Origin of the sequence: Dryocola sharpae, assembly GCF_051307055.1 — a bacterium.
Classification (GTDB): Bacteria; Pseudomonadota; Gammaproteobacteria; order Enterobacterales; family Enterobacteriaceae; genus Dryocola.
Genome location: NZ_CP149994.1, coordinates 1,420,139 through 1,439,107, shown reverse-complemented (window position 1 = coordinate 1,439,107; position 18,969 = coordinate 1,420,139). Strand labels below are relative to the sequence as shown.

The following is an 18,969-nucleotide window of genomic DNA, read 5'->3' as shown; positions in this document are numbered from 1 at the left end:
GAATGAACCTGGCTGGTGTAATATCAACAGCGTTTACCCGTTGGATGGTTAAAAAAGGACCCGGAATTCATGCTTTTTATCCTGAAAAAAATTATCGGGGGTCTGCTGCTGCCCTTACCTTTTCTGCTGCTGATGACTGGCCTTGCGATTTTGCTGCTGTGGTTTACCCGCTGGCAAAAAGCGGGCAAAGCGTTACTTACTGCCGGTTGGCTGCTTTTAACGCTGATGAGCCTTCAGCCGGTGGCCGATAGCCTTCTCAGGCCGATTGAAGATACTTATCCAACGTGGCGCGGCGATGAACGTGTTAACTACGTTGTGGTGCTGGGCGGCGGCTATACCTGGAATCCCGACTGGGCGCCGAGTTCAAATCTTATCAATAACAGCCTGCCGAGACTGGCTGAAGGCGTGCGCCTATGGCAGGCGAATCCCGGCGCGAAGATGATTTTTACCGGCGCGCCCGCGATGACAAATTCTGTGAGTACCGCTGAAGCCGGAGCGAGAGTGGCGGAAAGCCTGGGCGTTCCGCGCTCGCAAATTATTACGCTGGGCAGCCCGAAAGATACTGAAGAAGAGGCCGCGGCGGTAGCAAAAGTAACAGGTAAGCAATCCTTCCTGCTGGTGACTTCCGCCTCGCATTTACCGCGCGCGATGATTTTCTTTCGCCATGCCGGCCTCAACCCGATTCCTGCGCCCGCTAACCAGATGGCCATAGCTTCACCGCTCAACCCCTGGGAAAGGTTCATACCCTCGCCGCTCTGGCTAATGCACAGCGATCGGGTGGTTTACGAAACGCTGGGGCGTGCCTGGCAGTGGCTTAAAGGATCTTCAGGAAATCCAGGGAAGTAATCCCTTCGCCGCGGCGTCGAAGGCGGGCCGGTTTATGCGGCCCGTCTGCAGCAATCTGTCGACCGCATCCCACAGCACATAGAGCCAGCGCCGCCACAGGAAAGATTCCGCCACGGGCGCGCGTTGCAGGTAGTGCCAGAATAAGCTTTCCGCCTGCCCCTCTTCATACAATCGAAAAATCTCATATTCGCGCGGCGCCCACAGCACCACGCCCGGGTTTACCATCGCCAGAAGCTGATCGCTCTTGCCGTCTTTGAGCATGCTGCGCAATGTGAAATTGCCATGCACCAGCACGCAGTTGTCGTTGAAGCCTTCAAACATGCGCGGCAAACATTCCCGCGAACGGAACAGAATGCGTCTGTCCTGCATCGTAAGGCCGGTGTTCTTAAACTGGTTTAACGTATTCCACAGTGAGTCCACCCGCAGGCGGTACCAGGAGGGCCAGATGTTTTCCTGCGTGCTGTCAACGCAGCCTACGCAGCCTGCGCTGTCAACGCGATGCCAGGCCAGCAATCCTTCGACGATTTGATCTTTAAGCTGCTCCCAGCGAGCCGGCGTTCTGGCTGGCGCTTCAACGGAGACTCCGCGCAGGCGCTCCATCAGCAACACGTCCGGGCCGGGATTATCTTCATGCGTCACTATGCCGTAGACCACGGGCATACGAACGGTGCCTGAGCGCGCCAGCAGCGACATTTTCCATGCCTGCTGTGCGGCGATCCCCGGAGAAGTAAAGCTTTTGGCCAGCAGCGGCATCGCGTGGCCTTCGCTGTCATACAGCGACCAGACCGCGGTATTCGTTTGCTCACTGACGCACTCAATGCGGCTTAACTTTTCACCCAGCAGATGGCTTAACTCCTTCCGCAGCAGCTCCATAACCCGTTACCCCTATAAATAATGGTGCTATTTATAATGAGCGCGCTTTTGCCGGATGTCATCCCTCCCGAGCAATATGTGTTCAGATAATAAAAAACCGGCACAGCGGCCGGTTTTTTCAGTGCAGGAAAGATTTAGCGCATCGCTATACGAACGCGTTCCAGATCTTCCGGCGTATCCACGCCGGTGCCGGGGATCGCTTTTGCGACCGCAACGTGAATTTTTTCGCCGTTCCACAAAACGCGTAGCTGCTCCAGCATCTCAATCTGCTCAAGCTGGCTTGGCGCCCAGCTGATATAGCGGCGGATAAAGCCCGCACGATAACCGTAAATGCCGATATGACGCAGGAACGTATCACCAATCTTTTCGCGCGACCGGGCGAACCTGTCGCGATCCCACGGGATGGTGGCTCGCGAGAAGTACAGAGCGTAGCCCTGCGCATCCATCACCACTTTAACCGCATTCGGATTAAAGGCCTCTTCAGCCGAATGGATTGGTACGGCAAGGGTCGCCATTCCCGCCTGGCTGTTAGCCAGATTTTCTGCGACCTGGCGAATGATGACCGGAGGGATCATCGGTTCATCGCCCTGCACGTTGACGATAACGGTCTCGTCGCCAAAGCCGCATTTCTCGATAACTTCGGCGAGGCGTTCGGTGCCTGACTGATGATCCGCTCGGGTCATGCACACTTCGCCGCCGGCGGCTTCAACGGCGCGAGCCACCTCTTCGTGATCGGTGGCGACGATAATACGTTCCGCGCCAGATTCACGGGCGCGTTCCAGCACATGCACCACCATCGGCTTACCGTTGATATCTTTCAACGGCTTGCCCGGCAAACGCGTGGACGAATAGCGGGCAGGAATAATTGCCACAAAACTCATGGATTAGTCTCGTCGAGAGTCAGCGTGCGCGCCTGGGTTTCCAGCAGGACCGGAATACCGTCGCGGAACGGAAAGGCCAGGCCATCAGCTTTACAGATAAGCTCCTGCTTTTCCTGATTAAAGTAGAGTTTGCCGTTGCACACCGGGCAGGCAATGATTTCAAGTAAACGACTTTCCATAGATACTCCAGAACGGACGCCAGCAGGGGCGTCAGGATAACATAACTGATTAGCTCCCCGGGGTAATTTCCCAGCCGGTTCCCCATGAGGCAGCCAGCGATGCGGGAATATTCCCCAGCACAATCCGTAAAGCGCCTTGCCAGAGCGCAAACGCCGTTAACGCGTCGTGCAGGCCTGCCGTCAATGATATACCGGGCCGGATGCCCACTTCCAGATACAAACTGATTACCTCAAGCTCGCTGCGTTTGCGGTGCATTTTGGCATCCATGCGCCCGACCAGCACGCCCTGATGCAGCAGCGGCAAAACGAAATAGCCGTATTTGCGTTTTTCCGCCGGGGTGTAGCATTCCAGACGATAGGAGAAATCAAACAGCGCCTCCGCGCGACTGCGATCCCAGACTACGGGATCGAAGGGGGAGAGCACGGCGCTATGCGTCGCTTTAAGCTTGTTCTGTTCCGCGCGCGGCAGCAATGGCGATAGCGAACTATGCACCCACATCTCGCCGAGCTTTTCTGTCTGAACGCGAACGATCTTGCCCTGCTGCTCCCACTCGCTCATGACTGCCTTAACGGGAACGCGACGTAAACGATAGTAGTCAGCCAGCCACTCGGGACGGAAAATACCCAGACTACGGGCGCTGTTTTCCAGCATTTGCCGTTCGGCATCCTGCTGCCCAATAAGGTGCAGCTCATCGTTCCAGTCCGGCATTACGCGGGTCGTAAGGTCATATACTCGCTGAAAATTGCGTCGCGCAATCACCATCAGCTGGCCGGAAGTAAACAGACCTTCAAGATGTTTTTTATGCGGTTTCCATTCCCACCAGCCGCCTGCGCCTTTGCGCGGATGTTCAAAATCTGCCGAACGAACCGGGCCGTTCTCCGCAATGTGCGCGAGCAGGCGTTCAATCTCTTCCGCATGTTCCGCCATCCAGTCCGGCTTGTATTTCCAGCCCATATTTTCCGGCTGCAGCATTCTGTGGCGCACCAGCGCAAAATCTTCTTTCGGCAGAAAACAGGCCTCGTGCGCCCAGTATTCGATGAGCTTTCCGCTCGCTAATGCTTCATCGAGCCAGCCTGGAGAGTATTGTCCAAGGCGGCTGAACAGCACCAGATAAGGGCTACGGGCGACAATATTGATGGTATCGATTTGCAGGAGCGACATCCGCGATATGGTCTCGCTGATGTCTGACGCGCGGGCGCGGCGGCGCGGCTTGTTTAACAGGCCCTGCGCGGCAAGATGAAGGTTTCGGGCAGCCTGTAAGGTCAGGTACGGTAAGGACATGATCTTTCCTGTCATCAATAAACCATTGCGCGGACGCGCTGAAAAGCTTATTTCACCAGCGCGATCAGCGTTTGCAGCAACGCTTCTGCCTGCGGCGGGGCAAGGTGAGCATCAACGGGCAGATACCACCAGTTCTCATGGCCCGCCGCAAAGGCGCGACATTTAACCGCATCTTTCTCTGTCATTAACAAAGTCTGGTCTTTCCCCAGCAGCTTTACGACATCCGCTTCCGTCAGCGCCTGATGATCCGCAAGGCTCACCGTGTTAACCGGCGTCACGCCGCACTGCTTTAGCGTGGCGAAAAAACGCGGCGGATGGCCGATGCCCGCCATGGCGACCACATTCTGCAAAACCTGCGCGGGGCGACGCTCGCCGCTGAGCAGATTAACGGCCTCTCCCGGCTGCAGATGCATCGCGATTTCTCCCGCCTGCGCTTCGCCACCGTTGGTGATTACCGCATCTACAGAGTTTAACCGACCAGCACGCTCGCGCATTGGCCCGGCAGGCAACCACCAGCCGTTGCCGAACCGGCGCACGCCGTCCACTACAACAATTTCTTTATCCCGCGCCAGGGCATAGTGCTGCAGACCATCATCGGTAATGACGAGCTGCGGCTGCGCATGTGCGATTAAAGCTTTTACCGCCGCGCTGCGCTGCGGAGCCACGGCCACAGGCGCACCGGTACGCTGATAAATCAACACGGGTTCATCCCCCGCCTGCGCGGTATCCGTAGCTGGCGTAAGGATTAAAGGATAATGCTCTGCTTTGCCCCCGTAGCCGCGGGAAACAACCCCCACGCGGATACCCCGGGACTGAAGCTGTTCCACAAGCCAGATAACGACCGGTGTTTTACCGTTGCCGCCTGCGGTCAGATTACCTACCACCACAACCGGAACCGGTGAGCGCCACGCTTTACGCAGCCCAAGTTTCCAGCTAAGCCGGATAGCCCCGCTCACCAGGCCATAAAGCCAGGAGAGCGGCAGCAACAGCAGGTAGAGGGAGGATTTCCCCGACCAGATGCGCTCTATCATTCGCCGAATTGCATCTTGTGCAGCTGAGCGTACACGCCACGATGGGCAATCAGCTCAGCGTGCGGGCCACGTTCAACGATACGGCCATCTTCCACCACCACGATTTCATCGGCTTGTTCAATAGTAGACAGACGGTGGGCGATAACCAGAGAAGTACGGTTTTTCTGTAATTCGTCCAGCGCCGCCTGTATGGCGCGTTCCGATTCCGTATCCAGCGCGGACGTGGCTTCATCCAGGATCAAAATTGGGCTGTCGCGCAGCAGCGCACGGGCAATGGCGATACGCTGACGCTGACCGCCGGAAAGCAGCACGCCGTTTTCGCCAATAATGGTATCCAGACCGTTGTCCATTTTACTGATGAAGTCCATCGCGTAAGCCATGCGGGCGGCCTTTTCAATATCTTCACGGCTGTACTGCTCTGTACGCGCATAGGCAATATTGTTGGCAATGGTGTCGTTAAACAGGTGCACGTTCTGTGAAACCAGCGCCACCTGATTACGCAGCGACGACAGCGTATATTCACGGATGTCCACGCCATCAATCAGAATGTTACCTTGCTGAATATCGTAGAAACGCGTAATCAGGCTGGCGATCGTGGACTTCCCCGAGCCCGAACGTCCTACCAGCGCAACCATCTTCCCGGCGGGAATATTCAGATTTACGTCACGTAACGCGGGGATATCGCGGCCAGGGTAGGTGAAGGTCACATTTCTGAATTCAAGATCGCCTTTCGCACGTTCAATTTTGCGCGTGCCTTCGTCTTTCTCCTGATCGGAATCGAGGATAGAGAACAGCGTCTGGCATGCCGCCATACCGCGCTGGAACTGGGCGTTAACGTTCGTCAGCGACTTCAGCGGACGCATCAGCGCAATCATGGAAGAGAACACGACGGTGATAGTCCCTGCGGTCAGGGTTTCCATCACGCTCGGGAAGCTCGCAGCATAAAGAACAAAGGCCAGCGCCAGGGAGGCGATCAGCTGAATAATTGGATCTGAAATCGAAGAGGCCGAGACCAGTTTCATCCCCTGGTGACGCATACGGTTACTGACTTTGTTAAAGCGATCCGTTTCCACTTGCTGGCCGCCAAAAATCAGCACTTCTTTATGCCCTTTGAGCATTTGTTCCGCGCTGGTGGTCACCTGCCCCATGGTGTTCTGCATGTTCTTGCTGATATTACGGAAGCGTTTAGAAACCAGGCGAATGGCGAAGGAGACCACCGGCGCCAGCACAATCAGAATCACTGAAAGCTGCCAGCTATACCAGAACATCAGCGCGAACAGGCCGATGATGGAAGCGCCTTCACGCACGACGGTAATCAGCGCGCTGGAGGAGGAGGAAGCGACCTGTTCGGAATCGTAGGTAATACGAGAGAGCAGCGTACCCGTCGATTGCTGATCGAAGAAGGCGACGGGCATACCCATCATATGGCTGAACAGGCGGCGACGCATGTTCATGACTACCTGGCCTGAAACCCAGGATATACAGTAGCTTGAAACGTAGCTTGTGATACCGCGCATCACCATCAGCCCGATGACAACCAGCGGCATCCATAACAAAACGGATTTATCCGTTTTACCGAAACCATCATCCAGTAACGGTTTGAGCAGCGATAGCATGAAGGTATCGCTGGCTGCGTTGAGGATTAACGCAACCCCAGCCACAATCAGACCCGCTTTAAAAGGAGCAATCATCGGCCAGAGGCGGCGGAAGGTCTGTATGGTGGAGAGATCTTTATCGTTCTGCATTAAGTCGAACCAGCATGTGATGAAATAGCCGCATATTCTACCTATTATCCCTGGCTACGCCAAACCACTGATGGTACCAACGGGGCATTATTTGTTCTCTGAAGCCATTGATTTGCCATTTATCACGCTTTATGCGGATAGTAATCTGGCCGGAATGAGCCGTGTCATACCACGTGTATCCCTGCTTTTTGTAACGCTCAATGACTTTCGCAGAAGGCAGGCGCCAGGCGTTATAGCGGGAAACCGAAGCCAGGGCGGCCTTGCCAGAAATCGCTCGTAAGAGTGGCGCAGTTGACGAGGTTCGGCTGCCATGATGGGGAACCTGAACAATATCGGCTCTTAAAGCGCCCCACTGTTTTTTGAGCAGCGCCAGTTCCGCAGGCGCTTCCACATCACCGGTTAACAGCAGCCGAAAGCGCCCGACGCTGACCATCACCACGCAGGAGCCGTTATTACCCTGCTGGCGCTCTTCTGGCGGCCACCAGACAGTGAAATCCAGGCCCTGCCATTGCCATTTTTGCCCCCGAAAACAGGGAAGATGGTTGTCCCAGCGAAGCGGGCTGCGAACCGTCATTCCCGGCCAGGCCTGTTGCAGGCTGTTAAGCCCGCCGCGATGATCGAGATGTTCATGGCTAATGATAACGGCTTCGGGGGTGAGATTATGCCAGCGCAGCCAGGGGATGATGACCTGTTGCGCAGCGTCCCCGCCGGGCCAGGCGTTCCCTGTGTCATACAGGAGCACTTTGCCGTGGCGAACGATAGCAACCGCAAGGCCATGCCCGACATCCAGCATCGTAACTTCCCATGGCTGCTCATCTTTTCCCTCAGGCGTGCGGAAACTAAAAACGATCAGAATAATCACCAGCACGCCGGTTGAAGCCGGGGAGGTCCTCCAGAGGAATAAACGGCAGATGCCCACAGCCCCCCAACCGATAAAACTAGCCGCCTGGAAACGCTCGTCCAGCTCCTGCCAGCCTCCCGGCAGGAGTCTGAGAAAAACAAACAGCTGTTCCAGCAGGACATCCACCAGCCGCCACAGATTTTCTCCCAGCCACGGGGTACCCGTCAGCATGAGCCCTGACAGCAATAATGGGGTGACAATAAAGGAAACAAAGGGTACGGCCAGCAGGTTCGCCAGCAGCGCATTTACGCTCAAGCCGTGGAATATAAAGACCTGCAGCGGCAACAGCAGGAAGGTGATACCTGCCTGCAAATAGATCAGGCCCGCCAGATGACGGTAATACCAGCGCCAGCCTGCTACCCGACGCGGCAGCGGCGCCCATTGATACCAGAAAATAATCGCTGCGACAGCAAGCACGGAAAGCCAGAAGCTGTCGGACAATACCGTTAAAGGATCGTAAAGCAGGATCCCGGCTATACAGCAGATCCAGACGTCCCAGTTCGACCATTGCCGGCCGCTCAGACGAAGCGATAGCCAGATAACAAGCCCTAAAAAGGTTCTTGTCGCGGGAGGGTTGGAGCCTGCAAGCCAGGTACAGACGCCAGCCGTAAACAGGCTCGCAAGCAGGGGCATGCGGAAATGGATTCGGTGGGCGGGAAGAAATAGCTGAATGAATCTTGCAAACAGCCAGCCTACCCCTGCGGCCAGTGAAATATGTAGTCCTGAGATGGCCATTAAATGTGCGGTTCCGGTTCGCCGCAGGATATCTTTGACCTCTGCCGTCATCACCGTGCGTTCACCAAACCCCAGCGCAAGGATGGTGCCCTGCCAGGGAAGCGAACGTGTCGCATCAGTGACCGCATTTAACCATCGACCGCGAAGAGAGCATTGCTCGCTCAGCCGCTGGGCTTTAACAACACGTCCCCGAAGCGGCAGATGCTGCGCCAGCGCATAGCGCTGGCTGTCGAACCCTCCGTCGTTTATCTGGCCATGGACCGGCTGCAAACGCAGCGTCATCTGCCATTTCTGGCCGGAACAAACGGGTTCGGGTAAATATACGCCCCTCAGCACAACCCCCGGCGGTGGGAAAAGGTATTGCTTAGCGCTGTGAATAATCTGTAACTCATGGTTCTGAGCGCCATCGGTACGCGTGATAATCACCCGGGCGGTCACGGGTTTTTGTATCCAGCGGTCAAATGGCATCAGGCTTTCTTTGGCGGCAAGCAAACCCCAGCAGCAGCAAAGCGCGGCGATGGCCGCATAACGCAGCGCCCTGACCCTGAACACCGCCAGGCATAATCCGGCCGCCAGCAGCAATACAATAGACGCCATTCCGGGGATAGCCGGTAACCACAACAGCGGTAAAATGCCCACGGCGGCGCTAAGAGAGAATCCAGGTAAAGAAACCACAGCAACCTCCTTGTTCGGAGCAGTGTGGCGTATCAGGGCTTCAGCGTCAGCCGGCAGTAGATGAACTTACGGGAAGCTTTCCGGAGATTTTCGGGAAGGAAACTTATTTTCAGAGTGCTCTGTGACAAAGGCCGCTCCCTGAATGCCAGGCATAAAAAAACGGCACCCGTGGGTACCGTTTTTAACAGTTGAATCCGTAGACTCAATTGCCGTAAATATTGGCGCGGTCACGTAGCTCTTTACCTGGTTTAAAGTGTGGAACGTACTTGCCTTCCAGATCCACTTTATCGCCGGTCTTAGGGTTACGTCCGGTGCGAGGAGCGCGATAGTGTAATGAGAAGCTGCCGAAACCCCGGATTTCAATACGCTCGCCAAGGGCGAGAGTAGAGGCCATATGTTCCAGCATCTCTTTTACTGCATCTTCCACAGCCTTAGCGGGAATGTGAGATTGCTGGGTTGCAAGTCTTTCTATTAATTCTGACTTGGTCATGATTCCTCCGGTTTCCTTTCAGGAAAATTAGCTTACAGCTATCAATCGAACAAGGGCGGCCGTAGCCGCCCTGATATAGCGCTCGGACGATTACTCGCCTTTAGCTGCTTTGAATGCTTCAGCCATTGCGTTAGAGAAGTTGCCTTCTTCCTGTTTGTTGTTAACAGTCGCAATTGCATCTTTCTCGTCAGCTTCGTCTTTAGCACGAACAGACAGGCTCACAACACGGTTTTTACGATCGACGCCGGTGAATTTAGCTTCAACATCGTCGCCTACGTTCAGCACCAGAGTTGCATCTTCAACGCGGTCACGGGACGCTTCAGAAGCACGCAGATAGCCTTCTACGCCGTCTGCTAATTCAACTGTAGCACCTTTCGCGTCAACTGCCGTTACTTTACCAGTAACGATAGTACCTTTCTTGTTCAGCGCAACGTAGTTGTTGAACGGATCTTCTGCGAGTTGCTTAACGCCCAGGGAGATACGCTCGCGCTCTGCGTCAACCTGCAGAACCACAGCTGCGATTTCGTCGCCTTTTTTGTATTCACGAACTGCTTCTTCGCCTGCAACGTTCCAGGAGATGTCAGACAGGTGAACCAGGCCGTCGATGCCGCCGTCCAGGCCGATGAAGATACCGAAGTCAGTGATAGACTTGATTTTACCTTCAACGCGATCGCCTTTGTTGTGGGTCTCGGCGAACTGCTGCCATGGGTTGTTTTTGCACTGTTTCAGGCCCAGGGAGATACGACGACGTTCTTCGTCGATATCCAGAACCATAACTTCCACTACGTCACCAACGTTAACAACTTTGGATGGGTGGATGTTTTTGTTGGTCCAGTCCATTTCGGAAACGTGCACCAGGCCTTCAACGCCTTCTTCGATTTCAACGAAGCAGCCGTAGTCGGTCAGATTGGTCACGCGGCCAGTCAGACGAGTACCTTCCGGGTAACGCTTAGCGATAGCTACCCATGGATCTTCGCCCAGCTGTTTCAGGCCCAGGGAAACACGAGTACGCTCGCGGTCGAACTTCAGCACTTTAACAGTGATTTCGTCGCCAACGTTCACGATTTCGCTTGGATGCTTAACGCGTTTCCATGCCATGTCAGTGATGTGCAGCAGGCCATCAACGCCGCCCAGATCGACGAATGCACCGTAGTCAGTAAGGTTCTTAACGATACCTTTAACTTCCATGCCTTCCTGCAGGTTTTCCAGCAGCTGATCGCGTTCTGCGCTGTTTTCAGATTCGATAACAGCACGGCGTGAAACAACAACGTTGTTACGTTTCTGGTCAAGCTTGATTACTTTGAATTCAAGCTCTTTGCCTTCGAGGTGCAGAGTGTCGCGAACCGGACGAACGTCAACCAGGGAGCCTGGCAGGAACGCGCGAATACCGTTCAGCTCAACAGTGAAGCCACCTTTAACTTTGCCGTTGATAACACCGACCACAGTCTCAGCTTCTTCGTAAGCTTTTTCCAGCGTGATCCAGGCTTCGTGACGCTTAGCCTTTTCACGGGACAGCAGAGTTTCGCCGAAGCCATCTTCAACTGCGTCCAGAGCAACGTCAACTTCGTCGCCAACCTGGATTTCCAGTTCGCCAGCCGCGTTTTTGAATTGCTCAGCCGGAATGGCAGACTCAGATTTCAGACCGGCGTCAACCAGTACTACGTCTTTATCGATAGCAACTACAACGCCACGAACGATGGAACCCGGACGGGTTTCGATTGTTTTCAGGGATTCTTCAAAGAGTTGAGCGAAAGATTCAGTCATGTTGTTAATCTTCAAGGTTCTTTAGTTTAACGTCCATTTAGCGTCCCGCCGAATGGGGTTGTTTGACATACCCCGCCATTGGCTCCATGCCGACAGGGTTAGATTACAGGGGGCGAATTTTACCCGATCTGTAGAGATATCGCTATGGCAGCGCCATGACAATATTGACAAAATTCTTAGTACGGGCGGCTTACGCTGCCAGTACTTCCCGCGCATAGGCCAGGGCGCGCTCGATGACTTCGTCTATAGATATGCTGGTTGAATCCAGCACCAGAGCATCTGCAGCAGGCACTAACGGCGCTACGGGCCGATTTCGATCGCGATCGTCGCGCTCTTTTATTTCGGCCAAAAGGCGTTCAAAGTTAACACTAAAGCCCTTTTCCTGCAACTGTAGCATCCGCCTGTGCGCTCGTTCTTCAGATGAGGCATCAAGGAATATTTTCACCGGCGCGTCAGGGAAGACAACCGTTCCCATGTCCCGCCCGTCGGCGATAAGACCCGGCGCTTCACGGAACGCGCGCTGACGACGCAGCAGGGCCTCGCGCACGCGAGGGAAGGCGGCTATCTGTGAAGCTGCATTAGCCACTTCCTGAGTCCGAATTTCGCCGCTCACATCCTCCCCTTCCAGAATCACTTCAAGGTTGCCGTTGGTCGCCACAAAACGCACATCAAGGTGAGCCGCTAAGGGAACCAGCGCTTCCTCAGAAATAACGTCTACCTGATGATGCAGGGCGGCCAGAGCGAGCACGCGGTAGATTGCGCCAGAGTCCAGCAGATGCCACTGCAGCGCTTCCGCCATCGCCTTACACAGCGTGCCTTTGCCTGCGCCGCTTGGTCCATCAATGGTTATTACCGGGGCGGGTACCGTCATCTTTATCTCCTTCTCGCGGGATCGCGGACCTAAAACCTGAACGCCGCGCATTATACGCCCCCAACCAGCCGGACCGTTATCTTTCCTGCTAAATATCCTGGGGAATCAGGCTGAGTGTAGAAGAATTGCGCAACTTCATTGTAAGGAAACGTAGGAAGATGAGAAAACCGCATCAAATGATGCGGTTAGGAGAGAATTATGCGAGTGTGCTGATGCTTGCCAGCCTGTCAAAGTAGTCCGGGAAGGTTTTTGCCGTACATCCAGGATCGAGAATGATCACCGGTGTATCAGACAGCGCGACAAGCGAAAAACACATCGCCATACGGTGATCGTTATAGGTGCCGATTTCTGCGACCTGCAGCTGCGCAGGCGGCGTGACGGTGATGTAATCTTCGCCCTCTTCCACTTCGGCGCCCACTTTACGTAGCTCGGTCGCCATCGCTGACAGCCGATCCGTCTCTTTCACCCGCCAGTTATAAATATTGCGCAGCGTCGTGGTGCCTTTTGCAAAGAGCGCCGCGGTAGCGATGGTCATTGCCGCATCGGGAATATGGTTCATATCCATATCGATAGCCTTAAGCTCACCGCGTTCGCAGGAGATAAAGTCTTCGCCCCAGATAATTTTAGCGCCCATCTTTTCCAGCACGTCAGCAAAGCGAATATCGCCCTGCACGCTGTTGCGCCCGATGCCGGTTACTTTTACCGTGCCGCCTTTAATAGCCCCGGCTGCAAGGAAGTAAGAGGCTGAAGAGGCGTCGCCTTCAACCAGATACGCTCCCGGAGAGTGATACTGCTGGCCGCCGCGAATCACGAAGCGGCGATAATCACGGTTTTCGACATCAACACCGAAGGTTTTCATCAGATGTAAGGTGATGTCGATATAAGGTTTAGAGACCAGCTCACCTTTGATGGTGATTTCCGTGTCGTTCGCCGCCAGCGGCGCCGTCATCAGAAGCGCCGTCAGAAACTGGCTTGAAACGCTGCCGTCAACCGCCACCTGGCCTCCGGCAAAACCGCCGCGCAAACGCAGCGGCGGATAGTTCTCCTGTTCGAGATAGTCTATCTGTGCCCCGCCCTGACGCAGCGCATCAACCAGATGACCGATAGGACGCTCCTTCATGCGCGGCTCGCCCGTCAGGACGACATTATTGCTGCCGACGCATAAAGCCGCGGCCAGAGGACGCATCGCCGTTCCCGCATTGCCAAGAAAAAGCTCCAGCTCGCCCGCCGCTTGTAATGGACCGCCAACGCCTGCCACCTCGCAACGGGTACGATCGGCTGAAAGCGTGTAGCTTACGCCCAGCGCTTTCAGCGCGTTAAGCATATGACGAACATCATCGCTATCAAGCAGGTTGGTCAGTTCAGTCGTGCCTTTTGCAAGCGCCGCAAGCAGCAAAGCGCGGTTAGAGACGCTTTTTGAACCGGGAAGGTTAATGGTGCCGTCAACAAGCGCGATGGGTTGTAACGTCAGGGATTCCAGCATGAGGCAGTACTCTCAAATCAAACAAAAGAAACCCCGAGGGCCTGCCCACGGGGAGAAACACAGCGCGCAGCGGATTAACCGTGGCGACGTTCGAAATCCATCATAAAGTCGGTCAGCGCTTTAACGCCTTCAAGCGGCATCGCGTTATAAATAGAAGCGCGCATGCCGCCCACAACGCGGTGGCCCTTCAGGGCATGCAGCCCGGCGGCGAAGGACTCTTCAAGGAAGAGTTTATCCAGACCGCTGTCGGCCAGCTGGAACGGAACGTTCATGCGGGAACGGTTAGCTGGCGCCACATCGTTACGGTAGAAGCCGCTGTTATCAATCACCCCGTAAAGGAGATCCGCTTTCGCCTGGTTGATGTTGTCCATCGCCGCGACGCCGCCCTGCTCTTTGAGCCATTTAAACACCAGCCCTGACAGATACCAGGCGAAGGTTGGCGGCGTGTTGAACATGGATTCGTTATCATTAAGCACGGTGTAATCAAGAATGGACGGACAGGACTGGTGCGCCTTGCCCAGCAGATCTTCACGCACGATAACCAGCGTCAGGCCCGCCGGGCCGATATTTTTTTGCGCGCCTGCGTAAATGACGCCGAAACGGCTGACGTCCAGCGGCTGCGACAGAATAGTAGAAGAGAAATCGGCGGCCACAACCGTATCGCCGAAATCAGGCGTTTCGTGGATAGCGATACCGTCGATGGTTTCGTTCGGACAATAGTGCAGATAAGCGCTGTTATCAGAAACCTGCCACTCGCTCATCGGCTTGATGGCACGTAGCCCGTCCACGGTCACTTTGGCATCAAACACGGCTGGCGTCAGGTATTTATGCGCTTCTTTTACCGCGCTATGCGCCCAGTAGCCGCCGTCGATATAGTCAGCGGTTTTCTTATCGCCCAGCAGGTTTAACGGAATACCGGCAAACTGTCCGCGGCCGCCGCCGTGGCAGAACAAAACTTTGTAGTTCGAGGGGATCTGCAGCAGATCGCGAAAATCTTTTTCGGCGTCGTGAGCTACCTGAATAAATTCTTTACTACGGTGGCTTATCTCCATTACGGAGGTGCCTAACCCATTCCAGTCACAGAGTTCGTGCTGGGCACGACGAAGCACGTCAGCCGGTAGCATCGCCGGGCCGGAACTAAAATTATATACCTGAGTCATTTCCCCTCACCACGCTTAGAGCAATAAGATTTATCACGTTACCGGTTTTATCACTCACTTGCAGGGGCTGCAATGGTTAATCCGGCACGGCGGAGGAATGTGCGCAAAATCACACAAAACAATCCACCAGCCAGCCCATAAAACCCCCTATTTTTTCCCGTCACGTCACTCGCTTTGCGGTACAGGCTTTTACCCAGACACGATTTTTGCAGCGCGGACAAGCCAATGCCTCGCCGACGCTGAACGTCATCACTTCGCTGCAGCGAATGCAGGCGTAGTCGCCATCCTCGGGCATTTTGGTAAAACGTTCATTACAGGGCTCAGGAAGAATAGATAACCCCGGCCTGACGAGACTATCCGGGTAAAAATAGACGCTTATCTGACCGTTGGTTTCCAGAATGGCAAGCCGAACCTGTCCCAGGTGCTCAACGCTATGCAGACGCAGCTCCATAAAAAACTCAAACTCGGTCATGTTCTGGGCCTGCATTTTCTCCCAGGCAAACTCTCCGTCTTCAATAATGATCTTGGCTTTGCCCTCAAACAGCCCTTCCAGTTTCTCGCTGTGGTTCATCAGCCACATCACGAGGCGATACAAACATGCAAGGGTAATGAACACGACGAATACGGGCATCATCGGCACATCATGGTAAAACGCCACGTCGCCCGCGGCGGAGCCTAAGGTCAAAATAATCAGCACTTCAAAGAGCGACATCTGACGCACGCCGCGACGTCCGGTAATTTTCAAAAACAGGAAAACCAGAATAAAGGTATAAAGGCTGCGAACGGCGACTTCGAATAAAAAATCGGGAGGCACATCGTTAAACGCCATACGCTGTAGATCAAAGGTCTTCATTTATCCCGCCATAACAGTTATTTACTGAGTGTAAGCATAGCCTGTTATGCTGGTAATACCCATAGCGCTTGCGATAGCGTCAGGCCGCTAAAACCCGTATCATTGCGCGCTTTGCGTACTACTTAAGTGAATCTCATGACCCAAACCTTTATTCCCGGCAAAGATGCCGCGCTGGAAGATTCCATTGCCCGCTTCCAGAAGCAGCTCACCGAGCTCGGCTTTACTATAGAAGAAGCCTCCTGGCTGAACCCTGTTCCAAACGTTTGGTCGGTCCATATTCGTGATAAAGACAGCGCGCTGTGCTTTACGAACGGTAAAGGCGCCACCAAAAAAGCCGCGCTGGCCTCCGCGCTTGGCGAATATTTTGAACGTCTTTCCACCAACTACTTCTTCGCTGATTTCTGGCTGGGCGAAACCATCGCCAATGGCCCGTTTGTGCACTATCCGAATGAGAAGTGGTTCCCGATCCCTGAAGATGAACAGCTGCCGGCAGAGATTCTCGACGATCGCCTGCGCGCGTTTTACGATCCGGAAAACGAGCTGACCGCAGGCATGCTGATCGACCTGCAGTCAGGCAACGAAGAGCGCGGCATCTGCGCGTTGCCCTTTACCCGTCAGTCCGATTTACAGACTGTCTATATCCCAATGAACATTATCGGCAACCTGTATGTTTCCAACGGGATGTCAGCCGGGAATACCGCCAACGAAGCGCGGGTGCAGGGCCTGTCCGAAGTCTTTGAGCGCCATATTAAGAACCGCATTATCGCCGAATCCATCAGCCTGCCGGAAATCCCGCAGGAAGTGCTGGCGCGTTATCCGGGCGTTGTGGAATCTATCGCTAAGCTCGAAGCGGAAGGTTTCCCGATTTTCGCTTATGACGGCTCACTCGGCGGCAAATATCCGGTTATCTGTGTGGTGCTGTTTAACCCGGCGAACGGCACCTGTTTCGCCTCGTTCGGCGCGCACCCTGATTTCGGCGTGGCGCTGGAACGTACGGTTACCGAGCTGCTGCAGGGCCGCGGTCTTAAAGATCTCGATGTCTTTACCCCACCGACCTTTGATGATGAAGAAGTGGCGGAGCACGCTAACCTCGAAACGCACTTTATCGACTCAAGCGGCCTGATCTCCTGGGATATGTTCAAACAGGATGCGGACTACCCGTTCGTGGACTGGAGCTTCTCAGGCACAACCGAAGAAGAGTTCGCCACGCTGATGGCTATTTTCAACGCGGAAGACCAGGAAGTTTACATCGCCGATTATCAACATCTGGATGTCTATGCCTGCCGCATCATCGTTCCGGGCATGTCCGATATTTATCCTGCTGAAGACCTGCTGTTAGCCAATAACAACATGGGTTACCACCTGCGCGAAACCATCCTTTCCCTGCCGGGCAGCGAGTGGGAAAAACAGGATTATCTGGATCTGATTGCTCAACTGGATGAAGAAGGCCACGATGATTTTACCCGCGTGCGCGAGCTGCTTGGCCTGGCCACAGGCAAAGACAACGGCTGGTATACGCTGCGCATCGGTGAGCTGAAGGCTATGCTGGCGCTGGCCGGCGGCGATACAGAACAGGCGCTGATCTGGACCGAATGGACCATGGAGTTTAACGCCTCTATTTTCAGCGCCGAGCGCGCCAACTACTACCGTTGCCTGCAAACGCTGCTGCTGCTGGCCATGGAAGAAGAGCGCGAGCCGCTGCAATATCTGAATGCCTTTGTCCGCATGTATGGCGCGCAAACCGTGGAGGCAGCAAGCGCTGCGTTAAGCGGCGAGGCTCCCTTCTATGGCCTGCAGGCGGTCGACAGCGATCTTAAGGCATTCTCTGCGCACCAGGCGCTGCTGGCCGCTTACGAAAAGTTACAGCGCGCGAAAGCTCGCTTCTGGCAAGCCGGCTAACGGATTTACTTTGCCAGACGCTTGATTAACGCGGTTTGAGCTATATTAAGGGGGCAATTTTATTGCCCCCTTTTTTATTATGATAAAAAATAATTTCATATGTAGCTAATCAGTTAAATGCAGGTGAAATATTAAAGCTTCGAATGAAATATATTGTTGTCATTATTTTGAAATACTCCGTTTTAATTAACGTGCGAAAAGCGTGGGTTAACTAAACTTCAAATTAAAGCATAATATTTAAAATTTATTTTTTGTATATTAATCAAATGATTGAGATAAAAATACGCTAATTATCCGCCGGGTGCTGGCCCCTAAGCTTGGTTAGATATGATCCATGTCAATTTTTACTCTATAATGCTTTGTTAGTATCTTCTCGCCGAATAAATTAGAGAGAGTTAGTGTGAAAGCTGACAACCCTTTTGATCTATTGCTTCCACCCGTCATGGCAAAAGTCGCCGAAGATGCTGGTGTCTATAAAGCAACGAAACATCCGCTGACGACGTTTTATTTAGCCATCACAGCGGGTATGTTTATCTCAATTGCCTTTGTCTTTTACATCACCGCCACGACCGGCACCTCAACCATTCCGTTCGGGATCGCAAAGCTCATTGGCGGAACCTGTTTCTCTTTGGGTTTGATACTCTGCGTGGTCTGCGGTGCCGATCTGTTTACCTCAACCGTGCTGATTGTTGTCGCGAAAGCCAGCGGCCGCATCACCTGGGGCCAGCTCGCGCGTAACTGGATAAACGTCTACGTTGGTAACCTGATTGGCGCACTTCTGTTTGTGCTGCTGATTTGGCTGTCGGGGATGTACATGACCGCTAACGGCGCCTGGGGCCTGAACGTCCTGCAGACCGCCGACCATAAAATGCATCACACATTTATCGAAGCCGTGTGCCTCGGTATCCTTGCAAACTTAATGGTTTGCCTGGCCGTCTGGATGAGCTACTCCGGCCGCAGCCTGATGGACAAGATGTTTGCGATGATCCTCCCGGTCGCCATGTTCGTTGCCTGCGGTTTTGAGCACAGTATTGCGAACATGTTTATGATCCCAATGGGCATCGTGGTACGCCATTTCGCAAGCCCGGAGTTCTGGACCGCAGTCGGGTCGTCTCCGGAAAGTTTCTCTCATCTGACCATACTGAACTTCATCACTGATAACCTGATTCCGGTGACTATCGGAAATATCATCGGCGGTGGTTTACTGGTCGGGTTGACATACTGGGTAATTTATCTGCGCGGTGGCGACCAGCACTGAGTGCCGTCCACCACGCAGGGAATAAGAAATCCACATTAGAAGG

Annotated in this window: 16 protein-coding genes; 3 read left to right on the top strand and 13 right to left on the bottom strand. The window is 54.2% G+C overall.

Annotated elements, in window-relative coordinates; all coding sequences use genetic code 11:
• Positions 1-69 precede the first annotated feature (69 nt).
• Positions 70-846, top strand: coding sequence for an envelope biogenesis factor ElyC (gene elyC, locus WLO31_RS06845; RefSeq protein ID WP_435929728.1), 777 nt, complete (start codon positions 70-72; stop codon positions 844-846).
• On the opposite strand, the gene WLO31_RS06840 is transcribed toward elyC, so the two are convergent.
• The 13 genes from WLO31_RS06840 to WLO31_RS06780 form a co-directional block, all read right to left on the bottom strand.
• Positions 826-1,719 carry a YcbJ family phosphotransferase gene (locus tag WLO31_RS06840; protein ID WP_435929727.1) on the bottom strand — a complete coding sequence of 298 codons (894 nt, stop codon included), beginning with the start codon at positions 1,717-1,719 and terminating at the stop codon, positions 826-828. The genes elyC and WLO31_RS06840 overlap by 21 nt on opposite strands.
• A gap of 134 nt (positions 1,720-1,853) precedes the next feature.
• A complete protein-coding gene (gene kdsB, locus WLO31_RS06835) occupies positions 1,854-2,600 on the bottom strand; it encodes a 3-deoxy-manno-octulosonate cytidylyltransferase (protein ID WP_435929726.1) in 747 nt (248 codons plus the stop codon).
• Positions 2,597-2,779: a Trm112 family protein gene (locus WLO31_RS06830; RefSeq protein WP_435929725.1), complete on the bottom strand. Its 183-nt coding sequence runs from the start codon at positions 2,777-2,779 to the stop codon at positions 2,597-2,599. Before WLO31_RS06830 ends, kdsB begins: the two co-directional genes overlap by 4 nt.
• 49 nt (positions 2,780-2,828) lie before the next feature.
• Complete coding sequence (locus tag WLO31_RS06825) at positions 2,829-4,061, bottom strand: winged helix-turn-helix domain-containing protein (protein WP_435929724.1); 1,233 nt, start codon at positions 4,059-4,061, stop codon at positions 2,829-2,831.
• Positions 4,062-4,108: 47 nt separating this feature from the next.
• Positions 4,109-5,092: a tetraacyldisaccharide 4'-kinase gene (gene lpxK, locus WLO31_RS06820; RefSeq protein WP_435929723.1), complete on the bottom strand. Its 984-nt coding sequence runs from the start codon at positions 5,090-5,092 to the stop codon at positions 4,109-4,111.
• Positions 5,089-6,837, bottom strand: coding sequence for a lipid A ABC transporter ATP-binding protein/permease MsbA (msbA, locus tag WLO31_RS06815; protein WP_435929722.1), 1,749 nt, complete (start codon positions 6,835-6,837; stop codon positions 5,089-5,091). The genes lpxK and msbA overlap by 4 nt, the downstream gene beginning before the upstream one ends.
• Before the next feature lie 37 nt (positions 6,838-6,874).
• Positions 6,875-9,148, bottom strand: coding sequence for a ComEC family protein (locus tag WLO31_RS06810; protein WP_435929721.1), 2,274 nt, complete (start codon positions 9,146-9,148; stop codon positions 6,875-6,877).
• Positions 9,149-9,350: 202 nt separating this feature from the next.
• Positions 9,351-9,638, bottom strand: a complete 288-nt coding sequence (ihfB, locus tag WLO31_RS06805) for an integration host factor subunit beta (protein WP_121267284.1) — start codon at positions 9,636-9,638, stop codon at positions 9,351-9,353.
• Between the two features lie 90 nt (positions 9,639-9,728).
• Positions 9,729-11,402, bottom strand: coding sequence for a 30S ribosomal protein S1 (rpsA, locus tag WLO31_RS06800; protein ID WP_121267283.1), 1,674 nt, complete (start codon positions 11,400-11,402; stop codon positions 9,729-9,731).
• A gap of 190 nt (positions 11,403-11,592) precedes the next feature.
• Positions 11,593-12,273 carry a (d)CMP kinase gene (cmk, locus tag WLO31_RS06795; RefSeq protein ID WP_435929720.1) on the bottom strand — a complete coding sequence of 227 codons (681 nt, stop codon included), beginning with the start codon at positions 12,271-12,273 and terminating at the stop codon, positions 11,593-11,595.
• A gap of 196 nt (positions 12,274-12,469) precedes the next feature.
• Positions 12,470-13,753 carry a 3-phosphoshikimate 1-carboxyvinyltransferase gene (gene aroA / locus WLO31_RS06790; protein WP_435930537.1) on the bottom strand — a complete coding sequence of 428 codons (1,284 nt, stop codon included), beginning with the start codon at positions 13,751-13,753 and terminating at the stop codon, positions 12,470-12,472.
• 77 nt (positions 13,754-13,830) lie between these two features.
• Positions 13,831-14,916 carry a 3-phosphoserine/phosphohydroxythreonine transaminase gene (gene serC / locus WLO31_RS06785; RefSeq protein WP_435929719.1) on the bottom strand — a complete coding sequence of 362 codons (1,086 nt, stop codon included), beginning with the start codon at positions 14,914-14,916 and terminating at the stop codon, positions 13,831-13,833.
• Positions 14,917-15,076: 160 nt separating this feature from the next.
• Positions 15,077-15,769: a DUF421 domain-containing protein gene (locus WLO31_RS06780; protein WP_435929718.1), complete on the bottom strand. Its 693-nt coding sequence runs from the start codon at positions 15,767-15,769 to the stop codon at positions 15,077-15,079.
• Positions 15,770-15,904: 135 nt separating this feature from the next.
• On the opposite strand from WLO31_RS06780, the gene ycaO reads away from it, so the two are divergent.
• On the top strand, positions 15,905-17,668 hold the full coding sequence (ycaO, locus tag WLO31_RS06775; RefSeq protein ID WP_435929717.1) for a 30S ribosomal protein S12 methylthiotransferase accessory factor YcaO: 1,764 nt from the start codon (positions 15,905-15,907) through the stop codon (positions 17,666-17,668).
• 400 nt (positions 17,669-18,068) lie between these two features.
• Positions 18,069-18,926 (top strand): formate transporter FocA, encoded by an 858-nt coding sequence (gene focA / locus WLO31_RS06770; protein WP_435929716.1) that lies wholly within the window; start codon positions 18,069-18,071, stop codon positions 18,924-18,926.
• The last annotated feature ends 43 nt before the right edge of the window (positions 18,927-18,969 follow it).